The sequence below is a fragment of the Cyanobium sp. Aljojuca 7A6 genome (genome assembly GCF_024346455.1).
Lineage (GTDB): Bacteria > Cyanobacteriota > Cyanobacteriia > PCC-6307 > Cyanobiaceae > Cyanobium.
Window position 1 is genome coordinate 207,731 of the sequence record NZ_JAGQCY010000003.1, and the last position, 21,976, is coordinate 229,706.

24 protein-coding genes and 1 tRNA gene are annotated in these 21,976 nt (G+C 69.7%); 11 read left to right on the forward strand and 14 right to left on the reverse strand.

What is annotated here, in order from left to right:
• Positions 1-163 precede the first annotated feature (163 nt).
• The 7 genes from KBY95_RS04350 (at position 164) to KBY95_RS04380 (ending at position 6,339) form a co-directional block, all read left to right on the forward strand.
• Positions 164-1,060, forward strand: coding sequence for a hypothetical protein (locus KBY95_RS04350; RefSeq protein ID WP_254963588.1), 897 nt, complete (start codon positions 164-166; stop codon positions 1,058-1,060).
• A gap of 173 nt (positions 1,061-1,233) precedes the next feature.
• Positions 1,234-2,166 (forward strand): heme A synthase, encoded by a 933-nt coding sequence (locus KBY95_RS04355; protein ID WP_254963590.1) that lies wholly within the window; start codon positions 1,234-1,236, stop codon positions 2,164-2,166.
• Positions 2,159-3,154, forward strand: coding sequence for a heme o synthase (locus KBY95_RS04360; RefSeq protein WP_254963591.1), 996 nt, complete (start codon positions 2,159-2,161; stop codon positions 3,152-3,154). Before KBY95_RS04355 ends, KBY95_RS04360 begins: the two co-directional genes overlap by 8 nt.
• Before the next feature lie 38 nt (positions 3,155-3,192).
• A complete protein-coding gene (locus KBY95_RS04365) occupies positions 3,193-4,215 on the forward strand; it encodes an ABC transporter ATP-binding protein (RefSeq protein ID WP_254963592.1) in 1,023 nt (340 codons plus the stop codon).
• A gap of 19 nt (positions 4,216-4,234) precedes the next feature.
• Positions 4,235-5,098, forward strand: coding sequence for an ABC transporter permease (locus KBY95_RS04370; RefSeq protein ID WP_254963594.1), 864 nt, complete (start codon positions 4,235-4,237; stop codon positions 5,096-5,098).
• Between the two features lie 10 nt (positions 5,099-5,108).
• A complete protein-coding gene (locus KBY95_RS04375; protein ID WP_254963596.1) occupies positions 5,109-5,615 on the forward strand; it encodes a hypothetical protein in 507 nt (168 codons plus the stop codon).
• A 19-nt stretch (positions 5,616-5,634) separates the two neighbouring features.
• Positions 5,635-6,339 (forward strand): N-acetylmannosamine-6-phosphate 2-epimerase, encoded by a 705-nt coding sequence (locus tag KBY95_RS04380; RefSeq protein WP_254963598.1) that lies wholly within the window; start codon positions 5,635-5,637, stop codon positions 6,337-6,339.
• 39 nt (positions 6,340-6,378) lie between these two features.
• Here KBY95_RS04380 and groL read toward each other — a convergent pair whose 3' ends face one another.
• Positions 6,379-8,055, reverse strand: a complete 1,677-nt coding sequence (gene groL / locus KBY95_RS04385; RefSeq protein WP_254963600.1) for a chaperonin GroEL — start codon at positions 8,053-8,055, stop codon at positions 6,379-6,381.
• Positions 8,056-8,188: 133 nt separating this feature from the next.
• Here groL and KBY95_RS04390 point away from each other — a divergent pair, with 133 nt between their 5' ends.
• On the forward strand, positions 8,189-8,431 hold the full coding sequence (locus tag KBY95_RS04390) for a hypothetical protein (protein ID WP_254963736.1): 243 nt from the start codon (positions 8,189-8,191) through the stop codon (positions 8,429-8,431).
• Here KBY95_RS04390 and fabG read toward each other — a convergent pair whose 3' ends face one another.
• Genes fabG through KBY95_RS04405 form a run of 3 tightly spaced genes read right to left on the reverse strand, consistent with a single transcriptional unit; the run spans position 8,432 to position 11,218 of the window.
• On the reverse strand, positions 8,432-9,184 hold the full coding sequence (gene fabG / locus KBY95_RS04395) for a 3-oxoacyl-[acyl-carrier-protein] reductase (protein ID WP_254963601.1): 753 nt from the start codon (positions 9,182-9,184) through the stop codon (positions 8,432-8,434).
• 57 nt (positions 9,185-9,241) lie between these two features.
• Positions 9,242-10,366 (reverse strand): TrkA family potassium uptake protein, encoded by a 1,125-nt coding sequence (locus KBY95_RS04400; RefSeq protein WP_254963602.1) that lies wholly within the window; start codon positions 10,364-10,366, stop codon positions 9,242-9,244.
• Between the two features lie 9 nt (positions 10,367-10,375).
• On the reverse strand, positions 10,376-11,218 hold the full coding sequence (locus KBY95_RS04405) for a glycosyltransferase family 9 protein (protein ID WP_254963603.1): 843 nt from the start codon (positions 11,216-11,218) through the stop codon (positions 10,376-10,378).
• Between the two features lie 37 nt (positions 11,219-11,255).
• Here KBY95_RS04405 and ispD point away from each other — a divergent pair, with 37 nt between their 5' ends.
• Both ispD and KBY95_RS04415 read left to right on the forward strand, forming a co-directional pair.
• Positions 11,256-12,005 carry a 2-C-methyl-D-erythritol 4-phosphate cytidylyltransferase gene (gene ispD / locus KBY95_RS04410; RefSeq protein WP_254963605.1) on the forward strand — a complete coding sequence of 250 codons (750 nt, stop codon included), beginning with the start codon at positions 11,256-11,258 and terminating at the stop codon, positions 12,003-12,005.
• Positions 12,006-12,013: 8 nt separating this feature from the next.
• Entirely contained in the window at positions 12,014-12,676 is a 663-nt protein-coding gene (locus tag KBY95_RS04415) for a CpcT/CpeT family chromophore lyase (RefSeq protein WP_254963606.1), read from the forward strand.
• A 40-nt stretch (positions 12,677-12,716) separates the two neighbouring features.
• Here KBY95_RS04415 and KBY95_RS04420 read toward each other — a convergent pair whose 3' ends face one another.
• Positions 12,717-13,640: an LD-carboxypeptidase gene (locus KBY95_RS04420; RefSeq protein WP_254963608.1), complete on the reverse strand. Its 924-nt coding sequence runs from the start codon at positions 13,638-13,640 to the stop codon at positions 12,717-12,719.
• Positions 13,641-13,646: 6 nt separating this feature from the next.
• The gene (locus KBY95_RS04425) at positions 13,647-14,540 is read right to left on the reverse strand and encodes a 4-hydroxybenzoate polyprenyltransferase (protein ID WP_254963610.1); all 894 of its coding nucleotides are present in this window, start codon (positions 14,538-14,540) and stop codon (positions 13,647-13,649) included.
• Positions 14,541-14,674: 134 nt separating this feature from the next.
• Between KBY95_RS04425 and KBY95_RS04430 the strand changes: the two genes are divergently transcribed.
• On the forward strand, positions 14,675-16,342 hold the full coding sequence (locus KBY95_RS04430) for a Ppx/GppA phosphatase family protein (RefSeq protein WP_254963611.1): 1,668 nt from the start codon (positions 14,675-14,677) through the stop codon (positions 16,340-16,342).
• Here the strand turns inward: KBY95_RS04430 and KBY95_RS04435 are convergent.
• The 8 genes from KBY95_RS04435 to petC all read right to left on the reverse strand — a co-directional run bounded on the left by KBY95_RS04435 (position 16,317) and on the right by petC (position 21,966).
• Positions 16,317-17,105: a helix-turn-helix domain-containing protein gene (locus tag KBY95_RS04435; RefSeq protein WP_254963613.1), complete on the reverse strand. Its 789-nt coding sequence runs from the start codon at positions 17,103-17,105 to the stop codon at positions 16,317-16,319. The genes KBY95_RS04430 and KBY95_RS04435 overlap by 26 nt on opposite strands.
• Before the next feature lie 142 nt (positions 17,106-17,247).
• Positions 17,248-17,319 (reverse strand) — tRNA-Val (locus KBY95_RS04440).
• Between the two features lie 119 nt (positions 17,320-17,438).
• Entirely contained in the window at positions 17,439-18,098 is a 660-nt protein-coding gene (locus KBY95_RS04445; protein WP_254963614.1) for a hypothetical protein, read from the reverse strand.
• A 108-nt stretch (positions 18,099-18,206) separates the two neighbouring features.
• A complete protein-coding gene (locus KBY95_RS04450) occupies positions 18,207-18,791 on the reverse strand; it encodes an alpha-ketoglutarate-dependent dioxygenase AlkB (protein ID WP_254963615.1) in 585 nt (194 codons plus the stop codon).
• A complete protein-coding gene (gene cobM, locus KBY95_RS04455; protein ID WP_254963617.1) occupies positions 18,788-19,552 on the reverse strand; it encodes a precorrin-4 C(11)-methyltransferase in 765 nt (254 codons plus the stop codon). Before cobM ends, KBY95_RS04450 begins: the two co-directional genes overlap by 4 nt.
• Positions 19,549-20,409 carry a prolipoprotein diacylglyceryl transferase gene (lgt, locus tag KBY95_RS04460; RefSeq protein ID WP_254963730.1) on the reverse strand — a complete coding sequence of 287 codons (861 nt, stop codon included), beginning with the start codon at positions 20,407-20,409 and terminating at the stop codon, positions 19,549-19,551. Before lgt ends, cobM begins: the two co-directional genes overlap by 4 nt.
• Positions 20,406-21,347, reverse strand: a complete 942-nt coding sequence (gene petA, locus KBY95_RS04465; protein WP_254963619.1) for a cytochrome f — start codon at positions 21,345-21,347, stop codon at positions 20,406-20,408. Before petA ends, lgt begins: the two co-directional genes overlap by 4 nt.
• Positions 21,348-21,405: 58 nt before the next feature.
• Positions 21,406-21,966 (reverse strand): cytochrome b6-f complex iron-sulfur subunit, encoded by a 561-nt coding sequence (gene petC, locus KBY95_RS04470; RefSeq protein WP_254951030.1) that lies wholly within the window; start codon positions 21,964-21,966, stop codon positions 21,406-21,408.
• Positions 21,967-21,976: the final 10 nt, after the last annotated feature.

The window sequence follows — 21,976 nt, forward strand, 5'->3', positions numbered from 1 at the left end:
GGGCCAGCAGGGCCGCCATCGTGATGTCCCCCTCAGCCCTGTGTCGTGGCCCATGGTCACTGCGAACATGAGCCAGACCCACGCCCGGCTGAGGCGATCGGCTGCCGGGATCCCGTGAGCCTGAAGAGCCTCACGCCTCCAGCCGCACCTGAGCGGAGCTGCGATGCCCTTCACCCACGAGCAGATCCAGAGGCTCCGCCACCGCCATCGCGGCTACATCCTCACCCTCGCCACCGAGGTGCTGCTCATCCTGATGCTGCCGTTCTGCCAGTCGCACGTCTGGCTGCTCTCGGTGCTGCTGATTGGCCTGGCGGTGGTGCTTGTCACCACGGTGACGCGCTACTCACCCCTGATCAGCACCCGTCCTCTGCTGTATGGCCTCGGTGGCCTGGCGCTCGCCCTGGAGGTGGTGTGGCATCTGGCCCTGGCCTTCGATCCACCCCTGGGGCGCCTCATCACGGTGCCGCATGTGATCGCCTGGCTGCTGTTTTTTCTGGTGGCGCTGATGCGCAAGGTGAAGACCCTGGTGCGTGAGCCCTTCGTGACGCTGGCCGTGGTGATGGGTGCCACCTCCGGCTACCTCTTGATCGGCATCGCCGGCGGGGTGATGCTGGTGGCCCTGTGGGTCCTGCATCCGGGCGCCTACGACCTCTCCGCGCTGCCGGTGCTCCAGGATCGCGGCTCTGACGCCGTGGCGATGGCGCCGGCGCTGATGGCCGCTTCGTTCACGATCCTGACCAGCGTGGGGTCGGAGGTGCTCCGCAGCAGCGACGTGACCGGGCAGGTGATCACGGTGGTGATCACCATTGCGGGGCAGCTGTACATCGCCATCCTCATTGCCCTGATCCTGGGCCGCTTCCACAGCAGGCCAGGGGGGGGAGGGCCTTGCCGCCGTCCCGTTCCCATCGGGAGGGCCACCAATCCTCGATCCGCTGACCCGGGATCACCCCACGCCCCACTTCGGCGTCCGTCAGGGGGCGGACCTGGTGCCGGGGATCTCCAGTGGCGATCGCCTCCGCAGCTGGAGCGCAGGGCTGGCTGGCGATGGCGCGCCCGTTGAGGCAGGGCGGTTCGCGCACCGCGTGTTCGTTGTAGTCAGAGAGGCAATTTCGGAGAAATTTCACATTCACTTCGGACGATGTGCTGATTCGCACATCTTTCAATGCCCGCTAACTTGGGCACCCGGAAGACCATTCGTTCATGGCTGTGGCGCCGTCCACGCAACCCCTGCCCTTGCCCCGGTCCGCCCCCGGGGAGAGCTGGCCCGTGCGTCTGGTGCCCCTCCTTACTGCCCACCTCGTCGTCGCCCTGGTGGCCCTGGTGGCCATCGGTGGCGCCACCCGGGTGATGGAGGCGGGACTGGCCTGCCCGGACTGGCCCCTCTGTTACGGGGTGCTCTGGCCGGGCCGCCAGTGGAATCTGCAGGTGTTCCTGGAGTGGTTTCACCGCCTCGACGCCTTCCTGGTGGGCATCGCCCTTCTGCTGCTCTTCGCCCTCAGCCTGCGGTTCCGTGACCGCTTTCCCGCCTGGCTGCCCTGGAGCTCTGGCCTCGGCCTGGCTCTGGTGGCTGTGCAGGGAGCTCTTGGGGCCCTCACCGTGCTCAGCCAGCTGGCCGCCCCGACCGTCACCCTGCACCTGGCCACCGCCCTCTGCCTGGTGCTGTTGCTGAGCGCGATGCACCAGGGCTTGGAGCGCCCGGAGCCGGCGAAGGCGGGTGCCGATGGCAGGGCCCTGCCGCGCTGGTGGTCCACCCTGCCGGTTCTGGCCGCCCTGCTTGTCGGAGGCCAGTGCCTGTTGGGTGGTGCCATGGCCAGCCGCTGGGCCGCCGATCTCTGCCTCCAGGCCGGAGAGGGTTGCCGCTGGTTGCTGCTGCATCGTCAGGGGGCCTACCCGGCAGCCGTTGTGGTGCTGCTGCTGGCCGCCAGCGCCCTGGCCCTGCCGGCCGGCCACCGTCGTCTCCAGGGCCTGTCCTTTGCCGCTGCCGCCTTGGTGGTGGTTCAGGTGGCCCTCGGGGTCTTCACCCTGCGGCTCCAGTTGACCGTTCCCGCCGTCACCGTCGCCCACCAGCTCACGGCCGCCCTGCTGGTGGCCGTGCTTGGTGGTCTCTGGGGTCTTTCGTTCCAGTCCCCTTCCGTCCCTACCCGTCTTGAGGTGGCCCATGGTTAGTGTCAGCGCCGTGTCGGCCATCGCCGCGCCCCCGGCGCCAATAGCAATCCGTCCGTCCGTGAAGTTGCCGGCCTGGCTTGAGGTGGCCAAGCCGCGGCTCATCCCGCTGCTGCTTGCCACCACGGTTGGTGGCATGGCCCTTACCGCGGCCTGGCCCCTGGATCCGGTGCGGATGGTCTGCACCCTGGTGGGGGGCTCGATGGCCTCGGCGGCGGCCGGTGTCCTGAATTGCCTCTGGGAGCAGGAACTCGACGGCCGCATGCAGCGCACCAGTCGCCGGGCGCTGCCTTCGGGCCGGCTGGCCCAGCGCCAGGCCTTCGCCCTGGCCGTCGGCCTCACGGTCGCCTCGGTGCTGGTGCTCGTCCTGGGGGTGAACGCCCTGGCCGCCTCCCTGGCCCTGCTGGGACTGTGCAGCTATGTCCTGCTCTACACGGCCCTGCTCAAGCCCCGGACCACCCAGAACATTGTCATCGGCGGCATCGCCGGGGCCATTCCCCCGCTGGTGGGGGCGGCTGCCGCCACCGGCCACCTGGGCTGGAGCAGCTGGTGGCTCTTCAGCTTGGTGATGGTCTGGACCCCAGCCCATTTCTGGGCCCTGGCCCTGCTTCTGCATGAGGACTACCGCTCCGTCGGCATCCCGATGCTGCCGGTGGTCAAGGGTCTGGAGGTCACGGCAGGGGCGATCCGCCGCTACAGCTGGGTCACGGTGGCGATGAGCCTGGCCGGGGTGGTCGCCCTGCCCAGCGGCGGCTGGCTCTACGGGCTGCTGGTGCTTCCCTTCAATGCCAGGTTGCTGCAGCTGAGCGGCAGCCTGCTGGAGGACCCGAGCGATCCCCGTCGGGCCCGCAGCATGTTCCGCTGGTCGATCTTCTACCTCTTCGGCATCTGCCTGCTGCTGGTGCTGGCGCGCACGCCCCTGGCCAGCGCCGGCGCGCCGGCTACCCTGCTGGCCGCTGCGCTCCATCTGGCTCCCGCAGCGTCTGCCTAGATTGACATCGCTTCCGGCCCTTCGCGATTGATCCCGGCTTGATCGAGCTCCAGCACCTCAGCAAGCGTTTCGGTGGCCGCAAGGTTGAACCGGTGCAGGCCCTGGACGACCTCTCCCTGAGTGTGCCGGCCGGGTCCCTCTATGGACTGCTCGGACCCAATGGCGCCGGCAAGACCACGGCCCTGCGCATCCTCTGCACGCTGCTGGCTCCCGATGCCGGCCAGGTCCACGTCGCCGGCGTCGATGCCCTGGCCGAACCCCGGGCGGTCAGGCGCCTGCTTGGCTATGTCGCCCAGGAGGTGGCCATCGACAAGATCCTCAGCGGCAGGGAGCTGCTGCATCTCCAGGCGGATCTCCACCACATGGCAGGCGCCGACCGGCTGGCCCGCACCGCCGAGCTGATTGAGCTCCTCGCCATGGAGGCCTGGATCGACCGCCGCTGTGGCAGCTACTCCGGCGGCATGCGCCGTCGCCTCGACCTGGCCGCCGGGCTGCTGCACCGGCCCAGGGTGCTGGTGCTGGATGAACCCACGGTGGGCCTCGACATCGAGAGCCGCGCCACCATCTGGCAGGTGCTTCAGCAGCTGCGCGACCAGGGCACCACGGTGCTGCTCAGCAGCCATTACCTCGAGGAGGTGGATGCCCTGGCCGACCGCCTGGCCATCATCGACGGTGGTCGGGTGATCGCCGAAGGCACCCCCTCGGCCCTCAAGGGCGCCCTCGGCGGCGATCGGGTGACCCTGCGGGTGCGGGAGTTCAGTGATGAGCAGGAGGCCTCCCGGGTCCGGGATCTCCTCCAGGCCTGCCATGGCGTCCGCCAGGTGGTGGTCAACCGGGCCCAGGGCTATTCCCTCAATCTGGTGGTGGAGGACAGCGCCGTGGTGGAGACCCTGCGGCAGCAGCTGGCCGAGGCCCAGCTGCCGGTGTTCGCCCTGGCCCAGAGCCGCCCCAGCCTCGATGACGTCTACCTTCAGGCCACCGGTCGCACCCTGAGCGACGCGGAACTCTCCGTGGCGGGTCGCCGGGACCTCAAGGAGGAACGCAAGCAGTCGATGCGATGACCCGATTCCCTGATTCCCCATGACCAGCGCCAGCCCTTCCCTCGCCCCCGTCCCCTCCCTCAGCGCTGAGCCCTCGGCCTTCGCCGAGATCTCCCAGGAGACGCTCGCCCTCACCCGGCGGCTGTTCGTTCAGCTGGCCCGGCGTCCGTCCACCCTTGTGGCGGGGGTGTTGCAGCCACTGATCTGGCTGGTGCTGTTCGGAGCCCTGTTCGCCAACGCCCCCGAGGGCCTGCTTCCCGGCGGCATCAGCTATGGCCGCTTCCTGGGGGCCGGAGTGATCGTCTTCACGGCCTTCAGTGCCGCCCTCAATGCCGGCCTGCCGGTGATGTTCGACCGCGAGTTCGGCTTCCTCAATCGGTTGCTGGTGGCGCCATTGCGCTCCCGCAGTTCGATTGTCTTTGCCTCGGTGCTCTACATCACCAGCCTGAGCCTGGTGCAGAGTCTGGCGATCATGGGCACCGCGGCCCTGCTGGGCTATGGCTGGCCAAGAGGGGCGGGGCTGCTGCTGGTGCTGGTCACCCTGCTGCTGCTGGTGTTCGCCGTCACGGCCCTCAGCCTCGGCCTGGCCTTCGCCCTGCCGGGCCACATCGAGTTGATCGCTGTGATCTTCGTGGCCAATCTTCCCCTGCTGTTTGCCAGCACGGCCTTGGCACCGATTTCTTTCATGCCGCCCTGGTTGGGCTGGCTGGCGGCCCTGAATCCCCTTACCTTCGCGATTGAACCGATTCGCGCCGCCTACGCGGGGTCGTTCCGCCTCACCGACGTGGTGCTGGTGGCTCCCTACGGATCCCTCAATGCCGCCACCTGTCTCGCCATCCTGGCGGGCCTGGCTGCGGGTCTGTTCCTGTTGATCCGCCCGATGCTGGATCGCAAGCTCACCTGACGCCCCCTCCGTGTCCCTGCCCCCATCCCGGCCCGAGCTCTCCAGCCTGCTTCTCGAGGCCGTCCACCGCAGGGATGCCACCGCTACGGCCCGTCTGACCCGGCAGTGGGCCCATCGCCATGGGGTCGGTTCCCTTGAGAGGTTCCGAACCGACAACCTGATCGCCCAGCAGGGCATCGGGGCCGGCGACTGGCTCCGTCAGCAACTGGAAGGAGCGGCAGGGGCCCCCACCGCAGCTCCACCTGTCACCAGCCCAGCTGCCGCCAGGGTGGACGATGCCTTCGCGGCCCTCGAGGCGGCCTTCTCGACCGCGCCGGAGTTTGCTGGGGTAGCCCCGGACGCCCCCGCGCTGGTCTCCCAGTTGGCAACTGATCCGGCGCCCTTCCCCACGTCCCTTCCCGAGGCCTCCCGCCTCAGCGTCCTGCCACCGGGCACGCCCCCGGCCCCGGCACCCTCCACCCTGGCCGACCTGCGCTCCTGGCTCTCCGGCGACCCCCAGCATCGCCGCGCCAGCTGATCTCCCCTTGCCGCCTTTGATGGTGTCATCTGTTCCCTTGCCTGAACGCGCCGAACTGAACGGTCGCCTGATCGTCTCGGTGCAGGCCCCGGAGGGCTCGCCCCTACGTGATCCGGCCGTGATCGCCGCGATGGCCGAGGCCAGCCTGCGCCAGGGGGCCGCCGGGGTACGGCTCGAGAGTCCGGAGCACATTGGCGCGGTGCGGCGCCGCTGCCCCAAGGCCCTGATCGTGGGCCTCTGGAAGCGCACATTCCCTGACAGCTCCGTGTACATCACCCCTGGCTGGGAGGAGATCCGCGCCGTCTGGGCGGCCGGAGCCGATGTGGTGGCCCTCGATGCCACCGACCGTCCCCGGCCTGAGGGCCAGGAGCTCGAGGCCCTGATCCGGCGAGCACGCCAGGATCTGGGCGCTCCGCTGATGGCGGATGTGGACAGCGTGGCGAATGGCCTGCGGGCGGCGGCCCTGGGTTGTCGGTGGGTGGGCACCACCCTCTACGGCTATACGGAGGCCACCGCCGCGGTGGCTCCCCCGGCCTGGGACCTGCTGGGCCCGTTGCGGCGTGAGCTTCCTGAGGCGGTGGCGCTGATCTGTGAAGGGGGCATCGCCAGCAAGCAGGAGGCTTGCCGCGCCCTGGATGGTGGCGCCGATGCCGTTGTGGTGGGAACCGCGATCACCGGTGTGGATCTGCAGGTGGCCGCTTATGTGCGGGCCATGGCCGGCTGAGCTTCGGCTCCACCGGCCCCGTCCAGATCCTCTGGGGGCTCACATCATGCCGGGCATGCCCATGCCACCCATGCCACCCATGCCACCCATGCCGCCCATGCCGCCCATGCCACCCATGCCGCCATCCCCGGCGGGCGGAGCGGCGGGTTCCGGCTTGTCGGCGATCACCGCCTCGGTGGTGATCAGCAGCGAGGCGATCGAGACCGCATCCTGCAGGGCCAGCCGCACCACCTTGGCGGCATCCAGGATGCCGGCGTCGAGCAGATCTTCGTAGGTGTCGGTGAGGGCGTTGTACCCCTTGCCCTGGCTGAGCATCTGCTGCACCACCACGTCGCCGTTGGCGCCAGCGTTGATGGCGATCTGGCGAGCCGGTGCCGCCAGGGCCCGTTGCACGATTTCCACCCCGGTGCGGACGTCGCCGTCGCAGCGGCTGGCCAGGGCTCCCAGTTCCTCGGTGAGCTGGATCAGGGTGCTGCCACCGCCGCCGACAATGCCTTCATCGATGGCGGCCCGGGTGGCGTTGAGGGCGTCTTCGATGCGCAGCTTGCGGTTGCGGAGTTCGGTCTCGGTGGGGGCGCCCACCTTGATCACGGCAACACCGCCGGCCAGCTTGGCGATGCGCTCGTTGAGCTTCTCGCGGTCATAGTCGGAATCGGTGGCCTCCAGCTCCCGTTTGATCGCGGCCACCCGATCGGTCACGGCGGTGCGCTGGTCGTCGGCCGCCACGATCGTGGTTTCGTCCTTGCTGATCGTGATGCGGTGGGCATGGCCCAGGTCGGCCAGGGTGGCCTTGTCCAGGGTCATGGCCCTGTCCTCGCTGATCACCGTGGCGCCGGTGAGGATGGCGATGTCCTCGAGCATGGCCTTGCGGCGATCACCGAAGCCCGGTGCCCGCACGGCGGCCACCTGGAGCACGCCCCGGGTCTTGTTCACCACCAGGGTGGCCAGGGCTTCGCCCTCCACCTCCTCAGCCAGGATCACGAGGGGCCGGCCGCTTTTGGAGACAGCCTCCAGCACGGGCACCAGGTCGACCACGGTGCTGATCTTGCGATCGGTGATCAGCAGCAGGGGATTGTCGAAGGCGCATTCGCGCCGGTCCTGATCGGTGACGAAGTACGGGGAGGAGTAACCGCGATCGAAGGCCATCCCTTCGGTCACCTCGAGTTCGGTGGCCAGGGACTTCGATTCCTCCACGGTGATGACGCCATCGGCGCTCACCCGCTCGACAGCTTCGGCGATCATGCGGCCGATTTCCTCGTCGTTACCGGAGCTCACCGTCGCCACCTGGCGGATGGCGTCCCCCGCCACGGCGCGGGAGCGGGCGGCGATCCCGGCCACCACCAGGGCTGTGGCCTGCTCCATGCCGCGCTTCAGGGCGACGGGGCTGGCACCGGCGGCGACGTTGCGCAGGCCCTCATGCACCAGGGACTGGGCCAGGACAGCGGCGGTGGTGGTGCCGTCGCCGGCGGTGTCCTTGGTTTTCGAGGCCACCTGCTGGATCAGCTTGGCGCCCAGGTTCTCGAAAGGATCCTCGAGTTCGATCTCCTTGGCGATGGTGACGCCGTCATTGACGATGTCGGGGGCGCCGAATTTCTTCTCCAGCACCACGTTGCGACCCTTCGGACCGATGGTGACCTTCACCGCATCAACCAGGGCATTGACGCCCCGCTCCAGCGAATCGCGGGAGGCATCGGCGAACTGGATCAGTTTGGCCATCGACGGTGTTAAGAGCAGCGCTCGCAGCGTCCCACGGCGACCCCGCCGGTGGCATCCGTCGCTCGGTGGGGAAAGCCGAATGTCCCGTTCCGCGAAGGCTGCGGCCCCCCGCCGCAGGAGGTACCTTCACTCCATGGAAGACCTGCTGCAGCAGACCCTCGACAGCGCGGCCACCGAATCGGTCCTGGTACCCAGCACCACCGCCGATGGCATGGTGTTCCTGCTGATCGCCACCCTCGGCCTGCTGATGGCCCTGGTCTATGTGCCGATCCGGCTGTTCCTCACCCTCACGGCCCGCAGCCGGCGCCTGCGCTTGCTGCAGCGCATCCGCAAGCTGCGGGAAGACCTCGCCCAGCCCCTGGCACCCGAATCCTGATCAGCGCATCACCATGCCGCCGTCCACCTGCAGCACCTGGCCGGTGATGTAGGCCGCCGCTGGATCGGCCGCCAGGAAACGCACCGCACCGGCGACCTCCTCAGGCTGGCCCATGCGGCCGAGGGGGATGGCGGCGAGGATCGGCTCCTTATCCAGATCCTTGGTCATGTCGCTGTCGATGAATCCGGGGGCCACGGCGTTCACCGTGAGGCCGCGGCTGGCGAATTCGGCGGCGCTGCTGCGGGTGAGTCCGATGACACCGGCCTTGGCGGCGCTGTAGTTGGCCTGGCCAGGGTTGCCCATCAGGGCCACCACCGAGGTGATGTTGATGATGCGGCCGCGGCGGGCCTTGAGCATGCTGCGGCTGACAGCCCTGGTGCAGAGGAACACCCCGGTCAGGTTGAGGTCGATCACGCTCTGCCAGTCGGCGGTCTTCATCCGCATCAGCAGGCCGTCACGGGTGATGCCGGCGTTGTTGATCAGCACATCGAGTCGCCCTTCCTTCTCCAGCACCGCCTTGACCATCGCCTCCACGGCTTGCTCGTCGGCCACATCCGCCTGGTGGCTCCAGGCCTGGCCGCCCGCCGCCGTGATCGTGGCCACCACCGCTTCAGCCGCTTCGGGCGAGCGGGCGTAGTTGACCACAACCGTGGCTCCGGCCAGCGCCAGGGACTCAGCGATGGCCCGGCCGATCCCCCGGCTGGCTCCTGTCACCAAGGCGACCTGGCCGGAGAGGGGAGCGGCACTGGACATGGCGGCGGGAGCAGGGTGTGGCGATCGTATGCCTGGCGGCGTCCCGTCCCGATCACCTCAGTCGGCCATCAGGTCGGAACTCTTGAGGGCTTGGCCGAGCACCCCGGCGAAGCGCTGCAGCTGCTCCTTGCTGCCCATCACCACCAGCAGCTGGCCGGCCTCCAGCCGGGTATCGCCGCCGGGGTTGGTGACCAGGGTGGCCTCCGGGGTGCCATAGGTGGTCCCCCGGTAGGAGTAGGGATTGACCACCGCCGGTGCCGGTGTGCGGATGGCCAGCACCTGGGCGCCGCTGCGGCGTCCGAACTGCATCTCCGCCAGGGTGCGTCCCTGCAGCTCGCCCAGCTGAGCGCTGTCGTCGCTGAGCTGGAATTCCTCCACCTCGCAGTTGGAGCCGGCCAGCAGCTCCATGAAGTCGACGGCGAGCGGCCGCAGGGCAGTGGCGGCCATCACCCGACCCCCCGCCACATAGGGGCTCACCACCTGATCGGCGCCGGCCAGGCGCAGCTTGCGCCCTGCCTCGGCGCTGTCGGAGCGGGCGATCAGGCGGCAGCGGGGGGCCAGCCCCCGGGCGCTCAGCACTACGTAGAGGTTGGCCGCATTGTTGGAGAGGGCTGCCACCAGGCTGCGGCAGTGGTGGATGCCCGCCTCCAGCAGGGTCTCGTCGAGGGTGGCGTCGGCGAACAGCACCGGCAGCCCCCGTTCCTCGGCCGCATCCCGGCAGGCCTGGTCCATCTCCACCACCAGCAGGGGCACCTTCTCCCGGATCAGCTGGTCGGCGATCTCCTGCCCGATGCGGCCGTAGCCACAGAGAATCACGTGGTTGTTCATGCTTTGGACCCAGGTGCGGAATCGGCGCTGCCGCAGGCGCCGGAAGTAGCCGGTTTCGGAGAGGCCCACCAGGTTCTGGATGGTGAGCTGGACCACCACGAGCCCTCCGGCGATGGAGAACACGGTGATCAGCCGTCCGGCGGTGGAGAGGGGCTCCACCTCGCCATAGCCGATGGTGGCGATGGTGATGGCCACCATCCAGTAGCAATCGCCCCAGTCCCAGCCTTCGGTGATCCGGTAGCCGATCGCGCTGGCGTTGACCACCAGGATCAGGGCGATCAGGGGGGTGAGCCAGGGACGGCGCACCCTGGCCGAGGGGGGGCGCTTCCTGCGGGCGAACCACAGGCGGCTCATGGGCGCCGCTCAGCCCAGGCCGAGGGCCTTGAGGACGTCGCTGGAGGGGAGGTCAAGCAGGTGGCCGGGGGAACCCAGCCCTTGTACTCCGCTGCGGGCCGGCAGGCTGTCGCCCCTGCGACCCAGGGCCACCACCGGTGTGCCGCTGAGCAGGGCCAGTTCGATGGTGACAGGATCGCTGGCCAGCACCACGTCGCTGGCGGCCACGAGGGCGGCCCGGTCGGGCAGATGGGCCGAAGCCGCCGGAGTCACCTGCAGGGAGCGCAGGCTGGGAAGGGTGGCGGCGATGCGGCCGGGCAGCTCCTGCCAGGCCGAGACAGGCCAGTCGTCCGGGCCGCCGCAGGGGGCCAGCAGCAGCATCGGCCCGTCGCCGGCCGGCAACGTGGCGACCGCTTCGTCGAGGGCGTCCTTCGACAGGCTCAGGCGGAAGGCAGCGGCATCCAGGCTCACCCCGATCGGCCGCAGGTAGGCCTCCAGGGCCTGGGCCGGCCAGAGACCCTCGGGCACCTGCACCTTCTCGGTGGCGGAGAAGCCCCCGGCCGCCATGCGGTTGGGGATGTGGCTCATCGAGAGCATCAGATCCACCTGACGGCCGCTGGCCAGGTTGATGCAGGCCTGAAAATCGGGCTCCCGCACGCATCCGAGCAGGTTGGCCCAGTCGGCCAGGGTGGCGCCATCGAAGTTGAAGGGAAGCACCTTCTCCACCGCCGGCAGCAGTTTCCAGAGGGTGATCAGTGACGGATGGCAGGCCACCTGAATCTGGAAGTGGAGTTGCTCGGCGATGGCCGCCACAGCGGGGAGCGCCTGCAACTGGCTGGCGCCATCGCCCGGGATCAGAAACAGTGCTCGCATCGGGCGTTGGGTCGGGCGGGCCTGGCGGCCTGATTGTATGGAGGAGATTCCAGTGTTCCGCCCGGGCGGGCCATCGCTTGTGCATTTGCTGATCGCCGCCGCCGGCAGCGGGCGCCGCATGGGGGCCGCCACCAACAAGCTGCTGCTCCCCCTGGCCGGCCGCCCCGTCCTGGCCTGGACCCTCGATGCCGCCCTGGCCTGCGGGGCGATCCGCTGGATCGGGGTGATGGGCCGGCCGGAGGATGAGGCGGCGATCAGGGCGATCCTGGCCGCCAGCGAGCCCCGCCGCTGCCAGGCCGAACCGGTGGCCTGGATCGTCGGGGGCGACACCCGCCAGGAGTCGGTGCGACGCGGCCTGGAGGCCCTGCCAGCCGATGCGGAGGCGGTGCTGATCCACGACGGCGCCCGCTGTCTGGCGGAACCTGATCTGCTGGAGCGCTGTGCCACGGCCCTGAGGCAGGCCGTGGTGGAAGGAGCCGGCATCATCGCTGCCACCCCGGTGACGGACACCATCAAACAGGTGGATGGCCGAGGCCTGATCACCGCCACCCCCGAACGCAGCGGCCTCTGGGCGGCCCAGACGCCCCAGGGTTTCGGCGTGGCCCAGCTGCGGGAGGCCCACGGGCGGGCTGAGCGCGAGGGCTGGAGCGTCACCGACGATGCGGCGCTCTACGAGCGGCTGGGGCTGCCGGTCCGGGTGCTGGAGGCGCCGCCTTCCAACATCAAACTCACCACCCGCTTCGATCTCACCATCGCCAGCGCGGTGCTGGCGGCCCGCGGCACCTGAGGCCAGCCATGGACAGCGCCGCCCAGCTCGAGACGATCGCCGCCTGCTGGCAGGGGGCCTTCCACAACCAGCGCCAGGTGGCCGCCACCCTGGCCAGGGGCGGCCAGGTGGCTCCCGAGCTCACCCGGGAGTTGCGCACCCTGGAGGTGGAGCGGTTGGAGGCGCCCCAACTCGGTGCGGTGGTGCTCTATTTCCAGGAGTTCCGCGCCAGCGCCCCACAGTTGGCGCACCGCCAGCGGGTGGTGGTGCTGCGGGTGGATCCCCAGCGTGGGGTGGTCCGGGCCGAGCAGCTGTTCTTCCAGGGCGGGCCCACCTACGACCGCCCGCCGCTCGGGACGGTCCGGGTGCAGACCCTGGGGCCGGAGGCCTTCGATCGCCATCCGGGCTGTGATCTGTTCTTCGAGGCGGAGCCAGCCCACGGCCGTTTCCGCGCCCGTATGGATCCCGGCGCCTGCCGCTATCGGCATCCGCAGGATGGTGAGGTCTGCGCTGATTTCGAGATGCTTCTGTATCCCGACCAGCTCTGGTACCGGGACCGCAGCCTGCGCCTGGCCGATGGCTCGGTGCGGGGCGAGGTCGACGGCTTCAGCTGGCTGCTGTTTGACCGCGCCGACGGGGGTCTGGGGGCCGACCTGCCGGCGCTGATGCGGCAGCAGGGTCTGTGGGGGTGAGTCAGGAGCTGAAGGATGGGCAGCAGATCGGCCCACGGCCTTAACCGATGAGGCTCAGACGCCCCCGGTCGCCGTCGATCCGGGCGTGGACCCCCAGGGGCAGGGCGGCATTGACGTCGCCGTGGCCCACCGGCAGACCGGCCAGCACGGGGATACCCAGATCGGCGGTCCGCTCCCGCAGCACCTGCTCCAGGCTGAAGTGGGGCGCGTCGCCGCCGGTGTCCTGGGGGTCATCGCAGCCCTCGAAGCTGCCGAAGCCGATGCCCCCCAGGCGCTGCAGGGCGCCGCAGAGGCGCCAGTGGGTCAGCAGGCGGTCGATGCGGTAGGGCGCTTCCCCCACGTCTTCGAGGATCAGGATCGCCCCGTCCAGGTCCGGCAGATGCGGGGTGCCCAGCAGGTGGGTCGCCACGGTGAGGTTGGCGGCCAGCAACGGCCCTTCGGCCTGGCCGCCCCCCCAGCTCTCCCCCTCCAGGTCGCCCAGGGGCTCGCCGAACAGCAGGGCCCGCAGCCGCTCCTGGCTCCAGGCCGGCTCGGCCGCCAGGGTGGTGAGCAGGGGGCCGTGGATGGCGCCCCCCCGGCCCATCGCCAGCCGGTGCCAGAGCAGGGAGGTGACATCGGAGAACCCCAGCAGCCAGCCGCCTGCCGCCTCCAGGGGGCGCTCCAGTAACCGGGCCGACCCCCAGCCACCCCTCACGCAGGCCAGCAGCGCCGGGGGCACCCCGGGGTCGTCGCTGGTGGGCCGCAGATCACCGGCCCGCTCGGCGTCCCGGCCCGCCAGGTAGCCCCAGCGGCGCGCCGGCAGCCGGGTGGGATCGTCATCCAGCTCCAGGCCCCAGCTGGCCAGCACCGCCAGTCCGGCCTGCAGCCGCTCCAGGTCGGCCAGAGCGGAGCTGGCGGCCACCAGCCTCACCCGGTCGCCGGGCTGGAGGGGAGGTGGCTGGAGGGGGGGAGGTCCGGCGGCCATGGCGGATCAGGCGCTGGTGGAGAGGATCACGGCCAGCAGCAGCAGTGCGCCAAGCCACACCTGGACGGCGAAGTGGCGGCCGTAGGCACTGCGGGGCAGGTCGGGGCGACGCAGCCGGGCTGCCTGCTGCTGCATGGCCAGGGCGGCGACGGCCCAGGGCAGCCAGAACGGCAGACCCGCCCGCCCCTGCAGCAGCACCGCCAGGGCCAGGGCCGCGCAGGTGAGTCCGTAGCAGAGGGCCACCGCCAGGGGCGCCTGGGTCCCCAGGCTCAGGGCACTGCTGCGCACCCCGAGGCTCCGGTCGTCGTCCCGGTCGCTCATGGCGTAGACGGTGTCGAAGCCGAAGGTCCAGCTCACTGCCGCCAGCCAGGTGAGCAGCAGGGGCCAGCCCCCCAGCGCACCCCGCAGGCCCCCCTGGGCGGCCGCCCAGGGGATCAGCACGGCGAAGCCCCAGCACAGGGCCAGCACCAGCTGGGGATAGGCGAACCAGCGTTTGGCGGAGGGGTAGAGCAGCACCAGGGGCAACGTGGCCAGGGCGAGCCCCACGCACAGCACCCTGCTGGTGGCCGGCAGGGCCAGCAGGGCCGCCAGGGCCACCACCAGGCAGAGCAGCAGCAGGACGGTGGCGGTGCCCACCCCGAGGCGGCCATCGGCCAGGGGCCGGTGGCGGGTGCGCTCCACCAGGGGATCGATGCGCCGGTCCCAGAGATCGTTGGCCACGCAGCCGGCGCCGCTCACCGCCAGGCCTCCCAGCACGATCCAGCCCACCAGCAGGCCTGATGGCGGCACCACAGGTCCCAGCCACAGGCCCCAGCCGGAGGGAATCAGAAGGATGAGCCTGCCGCTGGGCTTGTGCCAGCGCAGCAGCTCCAGCCAGGCCTGGGCCCGGCCTGGCGCCATCGGAACGTTCACCGCCTGCAACGGTTGTATTCCGGCACCCTATCCAACTCCTGAGGGCGGCGTTCCCACGCCCAGTGGCAGAGAGGCCCATGCCCAGTGGCAAAGTAGCGCCGCCGCTGCCCGGGCCCACCCCCATGCCCCCGATCCCCGATCCGGCGTCAGCCGCGTTGGCTTCGGTCCCCGCCACGTCCAGCACCGCGGAACGGCGGGTGGCGGCCATCGACATCGGCACCAATTCCATCCACCTGCTGGTCGCGGCGATCGATCCGGTTCTGCGCAGTTTCTCGGTGGTGCTGGCGGAAAAATCCACCACCCGTCTGGGGGAAAGGGACCCGGACTCCGGCGACCTCACACCCGAGGCGATGGAGCGCGCCTACCTGACCCTGCGCCACTGCCGGGACCTGGCCACCAGCCATGGGGTGGAGCAGATCGTCACCGCCGCCACCAGCGCTGTGCGGGAGGCTCCGAACGGCCGCTCGTTCCTGCAGGGGCTCCAGGACCAGCTGGGGCTGGTGGTGGATCTGGTGAGCGGGCCGGAGGAGGCCCGACTGATCTACCTGGGGGTGCTTTCGGGCCTCTCCTTCGGCGATCAGCCCTACTTCATTCTCGACATTGGCGGTGGCTCCACCGAGCTGGTGCTGGCGGATGGCCGCGATGCCCGCGCCCTCACCAGCACCCGCATCGGAGCGGTGCGCCTGCAGCGGGAGTTCTGCCGGGAGGACCCCCTGACGCCGGCCCGCCGTGGTTTTCTCAAGGCCTACATCCAGGGGGCGATGGATCCGGCCGTCGCCGAGGTGAAACGGGAATTGCGGCCGGGGGAGAAGCCGGTGCTGGTGGCCACCAGCGGTACGGCCATGGCGATGGCGGCCCTGGCCTCCGCCCAGGACCCCAATCCGCCCTTGAAGCTCGACGGCTACCGCCTGAGCCGGGCCCGCCTCGATGGCATCGTCGAGCGGCTCGTGGTCATGACCCCGGAGCAGCGCCGCGCCCTCACCGCCATCAACGAACGGCGGGCGGAGATCATTGTTCCCGGCGCCCTGATCCTCCAGACCACCATGGAGATCCTCCAGGTCCGGGAGCTGGTGGTCTGTGAGCGGGCCCTGCGGGAAGGTCTGATCGTCGACTGGATGCTGCGCAACGGCCTGCTCGTCGATCGCTTCAGCTTTCAGAGCACGATCCGCCGCCGCACGGTGCTGCACCTGGCCCGCACCTATGGCGTGGACACGGGCCGGGCCGACCGGGTGGCCAGCCATGCCCTCAGCCTCTACGACCAGACCCGGGGTCTGCTTCACGATGACGACGGCGACGGCCGGGCCCTGCTGTGGGCGGCGGCCCAGCTCCATGCCTGCGGTAAGCACGTCAACATCGCCGCCTACCACAAGCACACCTGGTACCTGATCCGCCACGGGGAGCTGCTTGGTTATTCCGAATCCGAGCACCTGATGGTGGCGGCGATCGCCCGCTACCACCGGCGCGGCCTGCCCAAGAAGCGCCACGAGTCGTGGCAGCTGATTGAGGCCGGCCAGCACCGTCACACCGTGTTCACGATGGGGCTGCTGCTGCGGTTGGCGGCTGCCCTCGACCGCAGGCCCGCCCCCGGCATTGAGGCCATCAGCGTGTCTGCGGACGCGGAGCGGACCGCTCAGACCCGAGGCTTCACGATCAGCCTGCAGCCGCACGCGCCGCAAGCCGGTGAGCCCCCCCAGGACCTGAGCCTGGAGGAATGGAGTCTCCGCTCCTGCGCCGATCTGGTGCTGGAGGCCACGGGCCTGAGGCTCACGGTGCGGCAGGCGACGCCTTGAAGCTGCGCCACACCACCTGATCGATCCGTCCCAGGGACCGGGGACCCTGGCTGCCGGCGGTGGCGGTCACCAGGTCTGGACGGCCGGCCAGCACCTTGAGGCCCTGCCCCATGGGGAAGCGCTTCTCGCCAGTGAAGGTGCCGCGGAACAGCGTGACCCCGTTGGCGTTGCGGACCTCCAACCAGCTGGGCTGGTTGCTCTGCAGCACCAGCGCCTCAGGGGCCTCCTGGGACGGTGCCCCAGCGGCCAGAGCCTGCTTCGGAGCCGTGCTCAGGCCCTGGGCCGTGTTCTGGTTGGTGGCTGCGGCCGGTGATGGGGCCCTAGACGCCTGGGGGGAGAAGATCTTCCCCTGCAGGGCAGCCATTGCGACGGCGCCGGCCCCCAGCAGCAGCGCAGCCGCCCATAGCCAGCCGAGGGGCCTGCCTTGGCTGGAGGGGGCGGCGGGGGTCCCTCGCAGGAGGGGCGTCATGGGGAGCTGGCGCCGCTTGACGCGCATCAAGCGGCTCCCCTGCAGATCGCTGATCTGCTGGCTGACATCGATCCCAAGGGCGCCAGCTACGCGTTTGGCCTGGGCCACCACGAACACCGCTTCCGGCAGGTGCGTGTGGTCCCCCGCCTCGAGTGCCGTCAGCTGCTCGGTTCCAAGCCGTAGCCGGTTGGCCAGCTCCTCCAGGCTGAGGTTCTGGTCGCGACGTGCCTTGCCGAGCGTTTCGCCCAGCTGGACGAGTTGCGGGATCGGTGCGCTCCAGTCCTCTGCGGCCATGGTTGCGGCAGGAGATTTGCACAAGGGCACTGATTCTTGAAGCGCTGCATGGCCAGCAGTATGACGAGCGGAGCCGTAAGCGACCAGCGATCAATAAGTTGCTTGGTAGTGTGCTAAGAAGCGAAAAACTTATTGAAAGACATGGGCGATACTGGATTCGAACCAGTGACCCCTTCCGTGTGAAGGAAGTGCGCTACCGCTGTGCTAATCGCCCATCGTTACTGTCGGCACCTCGGCATCGCCTGAAAGAGAAACTTTCTGCGGCAGGGGTTTCGACCAGGCCCAATGGCCTGAACCCTCCTACACGGTCGCCGATCACACTGTCAAATCCCCTCAGCCGGCGCTGTCGCAGCCGGCGCGCACCCGCTGGAGTGCCATGGGGTCGAACTCGATGCTGGCGGGGGCGGTGAACAGATCGGGCTGGAGCTGTCTGAGGGCCTGGGCGTCCCGGTCGAGCTGCCCTTGGGCGGCTGCGATGCGTTCGACGCGCTGCTGGCGCCACTGGGCTCGCTGGGAGGCCACCTGCTGTTCCCAGGCGCCGAGGGCGGCCTCGTAACGGTCCCGGTCGAGCCGCTGGTCTTCGGGGCGATAGCGGGATTCCTTGCCTGCATCCAGGGGCTCGGGTGGCGCCTCACTGGGGCGGAAGGAGCTGTTACGGGCTGCCGCCAACGCCTGTTCTGCGTTGCGCAGGCTGGCCATCAGGGTGTTGATTTGCCGTTGGCGGTTGCGGCAGCTCTCCAGGGCTTCCCTTCGGGCCGCAGCCGCCTGCTCGTCAGCCGCCTTCTCGGCCGCCAGGCTGGAGTCGGAGCCAGGCAGGCAGCGGACGTAGCTGAGAGCTGCCATGGGGGGATTGCCGGCGGCGGCGCTGAGTTTGCGGCAGCGCTCCCGGCCGGCTTCGCTCACCCCGGTGAACTGACAGCCACCGCTCAGCAGGGTCACGCCCAGCAGCACCGGCAGGAGGCGCCGGTGTCGGCTACCACGGGAACTGGCCATCGCCCTCGGAACTCCGCTCAGAGGTACACGGTCTCCATTGTTGCCGTCCTGCCGGCGCCCGGAGGCCCGCCGCGGCCGCCCTCCGTGGCGGCACCAGCACCCCCGTTTTCAGGCCGGCCATCGCACCAGCCGAAAGGTCAGGTTGAGCCGGGCGGCGTCAACCTTCAGGCGCCGCGGCAGCCCGTGCTGCCAGTGCCGCTGGGTCGGTGGATCCATCAGCAGCAGATCCCCGTGCCCCAGTTCCACCGCCAGCGTGGGGGCCGTGTCCCGCTGGCGGGGACGGAAGCGCAGGGTGCGGCTGGCCCCCAGACTGAGGGAGACGATGCAGGCGTCCGGATCCAGCTCAGGCTCGTCATCGGCGTGCCAGCCCATGGCATCACGGCCGTTGCGGTAATAGTTGAGCAGCAGGGAGTTGAACTCCTGGTCCGCGGCTGCCGCAACGCGCCGGCGGATGGCGCTGATGAGCGGTGTCCAGGATTCGATGGTGTTCTCCAGCCCGGAGTAGCGGTAGCCGCAGCCAGGATCCGCCATCCAGCAGGTGAGACGGGGCATTGCATGGCGACGCCCGTACACGGTGATGCACTCCTGTTTCCAGGGCACCTCCCGCTGCAACTGCTCCAGCCAGCCATCGGCTTCGTCGGCGCCCACCCAGCCCCGCCAGTGGCGCAGGCAGGGCTGGCTGGACGGAGTCACTCGGCTCCGCCGCGGAACAGGTGGTTGTGGCTGGCGGAATAGAGCAGGGATCGGGACTCCTCAGCCGCCCGCAGCGCCGGGCTTACCACATAGAGAGTGGTGCGGATCAGGTTCCGCTCGCGGCTGACCCGGGCCATGCTCTCCAGGGGCACCACCGTGAGCCACTGGTCGGGCCAGCTGACCCGATAGCCGATCGCCACCGGCGTGTCTGCCGGGTAGTGCAGCAGCAGCTCGCTCTGCACCTCCTCCACGTGGCGGGCGCTGAGGTAAAGGCACAGGGAGGCCTGCAGGGCGGCGAGTCGGGCCAGGGATTCGCGCTCCGGTACGCCGGTGCGGCCACCTGCCCGGCTCAGCACGATGGTCTGCACGCGGCCGGGAATGGTCAGCTCGGCGCCGAGGGCGGCGGCGGTGGCCTGGTAAGCACTCAGGCCCGGCACCACCTCCACCGCCAGGCCAGCGTCGGCCAGCCGGCAGATCTGCTCCTGCAGGGCGCCGTACAGGGAGGGATCCCCGTCGTGGAGGCGCACCACCCGCCGACCCTGCCTGGCCCGTTCGACCACCACGGCCATCACCTCCTCGAGGGTGAGCGTGCTGGTGCGGACCGTTTCGCACGCGCTTGGTGCCAAGGCAGCGATCTGGGGATTCACCAGGGAATCGGTCCAGACCAGCACCTCGGCGGCCTCAATGGCTCTGGCGGCCCTCAGGGTGAGCAGGTCCGGGGCCCCGGGGCCCGCTCCGACGATCTGAACAGTGGCTGTCATGCGGTCAGGCCGGAGGGATCAGGGAGTGGACGTTTGAAGCGGTAGAGCCAGAGCAGACCTGCCCCTCCCATGGCGATGAGCAGCAGGCTCATCAGCTGGGCCATGCGCAGGCCACCGGCGCAGAAGGGCGGCTGGGAGAACAGGCAGAGGGGATCGAGCCGGAGCCCCTCGATCCAGAAGCGGCCGGCGCTGTAGGCCATCAGGTAGACGCAGCTCAGGGCTCCGGCCGGCAGCCGCAGCCGGCCCTGGCTGCCCAGGCGGAACAGGAGCAGCAGCAGGACGCAGACCGCCAGGTTCCAGAGGGACTCATACAGAAAGGTGGGGTGAAAGGAGGCCTGCTCCAGGAACTCGGGCGGTCGGTTGGCCATCGGAATGGTCAGGGCCCAGGGGAGGTTGGTGGGCAGGCCGAAGGCCTCCGAGTTGAAGAAATTGCCCCAGCGGCCGATCGCCTGGCCCAGGGCCACGGCGGGAACGAGCACATCGAGCAAGGGCCAGAAGGCCTGGCGACGCCAGCGGCAGAAGAGCAGGGTGACCAGCGTCCCCCCGATCAGGGCACCGTGGATGGCGATGCCCCCCCGCCAGATGGCGAAGACATCGAACCAGTTGTTGTGGAACTGGCGCCACTCCAGCGCGACGTAATAGAGGCGGGCGCCGACCACGGCACCGAGCACCATCAGCGGCAGAAGATCGGCGATCAGGGCGGGCTCGATGCCCCTGATGCGGCCCAGGCGGGTGGCCAGGAGCAGGCCCAGCAGCACCGCCAGGGCGATTAGCAGGCCGTACCAGCGCACAGAAACGGGACCCAGCTGAAAGAGCAGGGGTCCCGGGGAGGTGAAGAGGCCGAAAAGAACGCTCAGAAGCCCTCCGCCGCCTGGACCTTCTCGACCTGGCGCTTCTTGAGCACCAGCATGATCTGGGCCAGGGCCACGGCGGCGAAGAAGGCCAGCAGCCCGTAAATGCGGACCGGGTTCTGGAGCACCACTTCGGCGTCTATCTGACCGAAGCCGCCGACGTTGGGGTCGTTGGTGATCGGGGCACCGGCCTCGACCGCGTCGCCAAGCGCAACGGTGAGGCTGGGCCCTGCGGGCACGGTTTCGGTGACGGTGCCGCCTGCACCGGTGATCTCCACCACCGTGGCTCCGTTCTCACCGGCGCTGATGGCGCTGACCGTGCCGGCCGCAGGGGCGGTGTAGACGGTGTTGTTGGTCTTCTCACCCTCGACGGTCACCTGGCCGCGGCCGCGGTTGGCCCCCACATGCACCTGGTACTTGCCGAAGTGGATGGCGCTGTCGGTGGCGGGATCAGGGGACAGGATCGGGAAGACGATTTCCTGGTGCTGGTCACCCGGGAGGGGGCCGACCAGAAGGATGTTGGGCTGGTCGTCGCTGTACTGGGTGTAGTAGACGCCGGCGGTTTCCTCCTTGAGCTCGTCGCTGAGGCGGTCCTGGGGGGCCAGGGTGAAGCCGTCAGGGAGCATCACCACAGCGCCCACGTTCAGACCGGCGGGGCTGCCGTTGCCGGACACCTGCTGCACCGAGGTGTCGTAGGGGATTTCCACCACCGCCTTGAAGACCGTGTCGGGGAAGACCGCCTGGGGCACTTCCACCCGGGTGGCCTTCTTGGCCAGATGGCAGTTGGCGCAAACGATCTTGCCGGTGGCTTCACGCGGGGAGGCGTAATTCTGCTGGGCCCAGAAGGGGTACGCCCAGCTGGGGCTGGCTCCCAGGAGCAGCGCGCCCACCGAAAGGCTGAGGGTGAGCAGGGTGCCGAACAGGGGAGAGAGGAAGCGGCGCATGGGGGTGGAGGTGGCGGGCGTCGGAGAGGGAAGCGGGGGAGAAAGATTCAGGCGCCGATCAGGCCCACCAGGCCTTCTCGCCGGTGCGGAAGTCGGTTTCGGTCCAGGGGCTGAGAAACACGTTGTCGTTCTCGACACTGACGTGGGCCAGGGCCAGGGAGAGGGGGGCGGGTCCGCGCACCACCTTGCCGGCGGCGTCGTACTGGCTGCCGTGGCAGGGGCAGATGAACCGATTGGCGCCGCTGTTCCAGGGCACGACGCAGCCCAGGTGGGTGCAGATGGCGTTGATGCCGTAGTCGCCGATGGCCTCGCCACCCTCCACCAGCAGGTAGGTGGGGTCACCCTTGAGACCCTGCACCAGGCTGCGGTCGCCTTCCTTGTGGGTCGCCAGCCAGCCGGTGGCGGTGACGCTGTTGCCCAGCTCGTCCTTGGCGGTGACGCCGCCACCGCTGCCCGCGGCCTTCGGCGGGATGAAATAGTTCACCACGGGATAGAGGGCACCCAGGGCCACCCCAGTGACGGAGCCGAAGGTCAGCAGGTTCATGAACTGCCGGCGGCCCATCCCGGGCACATCAGCCGCTCCGCCGCCGTTCGAGGAGGCCGCAGGAATCTGGGTCATAGGGAACGGC

Excerpts from the sequence above, each read along its gene's own strand:
- KBY95_RS04350 (WP_254963588.1), top strand. The coding sequence starts at position 164 with ATGCCCTTCACCCACGAGCAGATCCAGAGGCTCCGCCACCGCCATCGC.
- KBY95_RS04360 (WP_254963591.1), top strand. The coding sequence starts at position 2,159 with ATGGTTAGTGTCAGCGCCGTGTCGGCCATCGCCGCGCCCCCGGCGCCA.
- KBY95_RS04370 (WP_254963594.1), top strand. The coding sequence starts at position 4,235 with ATGACCAGCGCCAGCCCTTCCCTCGCCCCCGTCCCCTCCCTCAGCGCT.
- KBY95_RS04380 (WP_254963598.1), top strand. The coding sequence starts at position 5,635 with ATGGTGTCATCTGTTCCCTTGCCTGAACGCGCCGAACTGAACGGTCGC.
- groL (WP_254963600.1), bottom strand. The coding sequence starts at position 8,055 with ATGGCCAAACTGATCCAGTTCGCCGATGCCTCCCGCGATTCGCTGGAG.
- KBY95_RS04390 (WP_254963736.1), top strand. The coding sequence starts at position 8,189 with ATGGAAGACCTGCTGCAGCAGACCCTCGACAGCGCGGCCACCGAATCG.
- fabG (WP_254963601.1), bottom strand. The coding sequence starts at position 9,184 with ATGTCCAGTGCCGCTCCCCTCTCCGGCCAGGTCGCCTTGGTGACAGGA.
- KBY95_RS04400 (WP_254963602.1), bottom strand. The coding sequence starts at position 10,366 with ATGAGCCGCCTGTGGTTCGCCCGCAGGAAGCGCCCCCCCTCGGCCAGG.
- KBY95_RS04405 (WP_254963603.1), bottom strand. The coding sequence starts at position 11,218 with ATGCGAGCACTGTTTCTGATCCCGGGCGATGGCGCCAGCCAGTTGCAG.
- ispD (WP_254963605.1), top strand. The coding sequence starts at position 11,256 with ATGGAGGAGATTCCAGTGTTCCGCCCGGGCGGGCCATCGCTTGTGCAT.
- KBY95_RS04415 (WP_254963606.1), top strand. The coding sequence starts at position 12,014 with ATGGACAGCGCCGCCCAGCTCGAGACGATCGCCGCCTGCTGGCAGGGG.
- KBY95_RS04420 (WP_254963608.1), bottom strand. The coding sequence starts at position 13,640 with ATGGCCGCCGGACCTCCCCCCCTCCAGCCACCTCCCCTCCAGCCCGGC.
- KBY95_RS04425 (WP_254963610.1), bottom strand. The coding sequence starts at position 14,540 with ATGGCGCCAGGCCGGGCCCAGGCCTGGCTGGAGCTGCTGCGCTGGCAC.
- KBY95_RS04430 (WP_254963611.1), top strand. The coding sequence starts at position 14,675 with ATGCCCCCGATCCCCGATCCGGCGTCAGCCGCGTTGGCTTCGGTCCCC.
- KBY95_RS04435 (WP_254963613.1), bottom strand. The coding sequence starts at position 17,105 with ATGGCCGCAGAGGACTGGAGCGCACCGATCCCGCAACTCGTCCAGCTG.
- KBY95_RS04445 (WP_254963614.1), bottom strand. The coding sequence starts at position 18,098 with ATGGCCAGTTCCCGTGGTAGCCGACACCGGCGCCTCCTGCCGGTGCTG.
- cobM (WP_254963617.1), bottom strand. The coding sequence starts at position 19,552 with ATGACAGCCACTGTTCAGATCGTCGGAGCGGGCCCCGGGGCCCCGGAC.
- petA (WP_254963619.1), bottom strand. The coding sequence starts at position 21,347 with ATGCGCCGCTTCCTCTCTCCCCTGTTCGGCACCCTGCTCACCCTCAGC.
- petC (WP_254951030.1), bottom strand. The coding sequence starts at position 21,966 with ATGACCCAGATTCCTGCGGCCTCCTCGAACGGCGGCGGAGCGGCTGAT.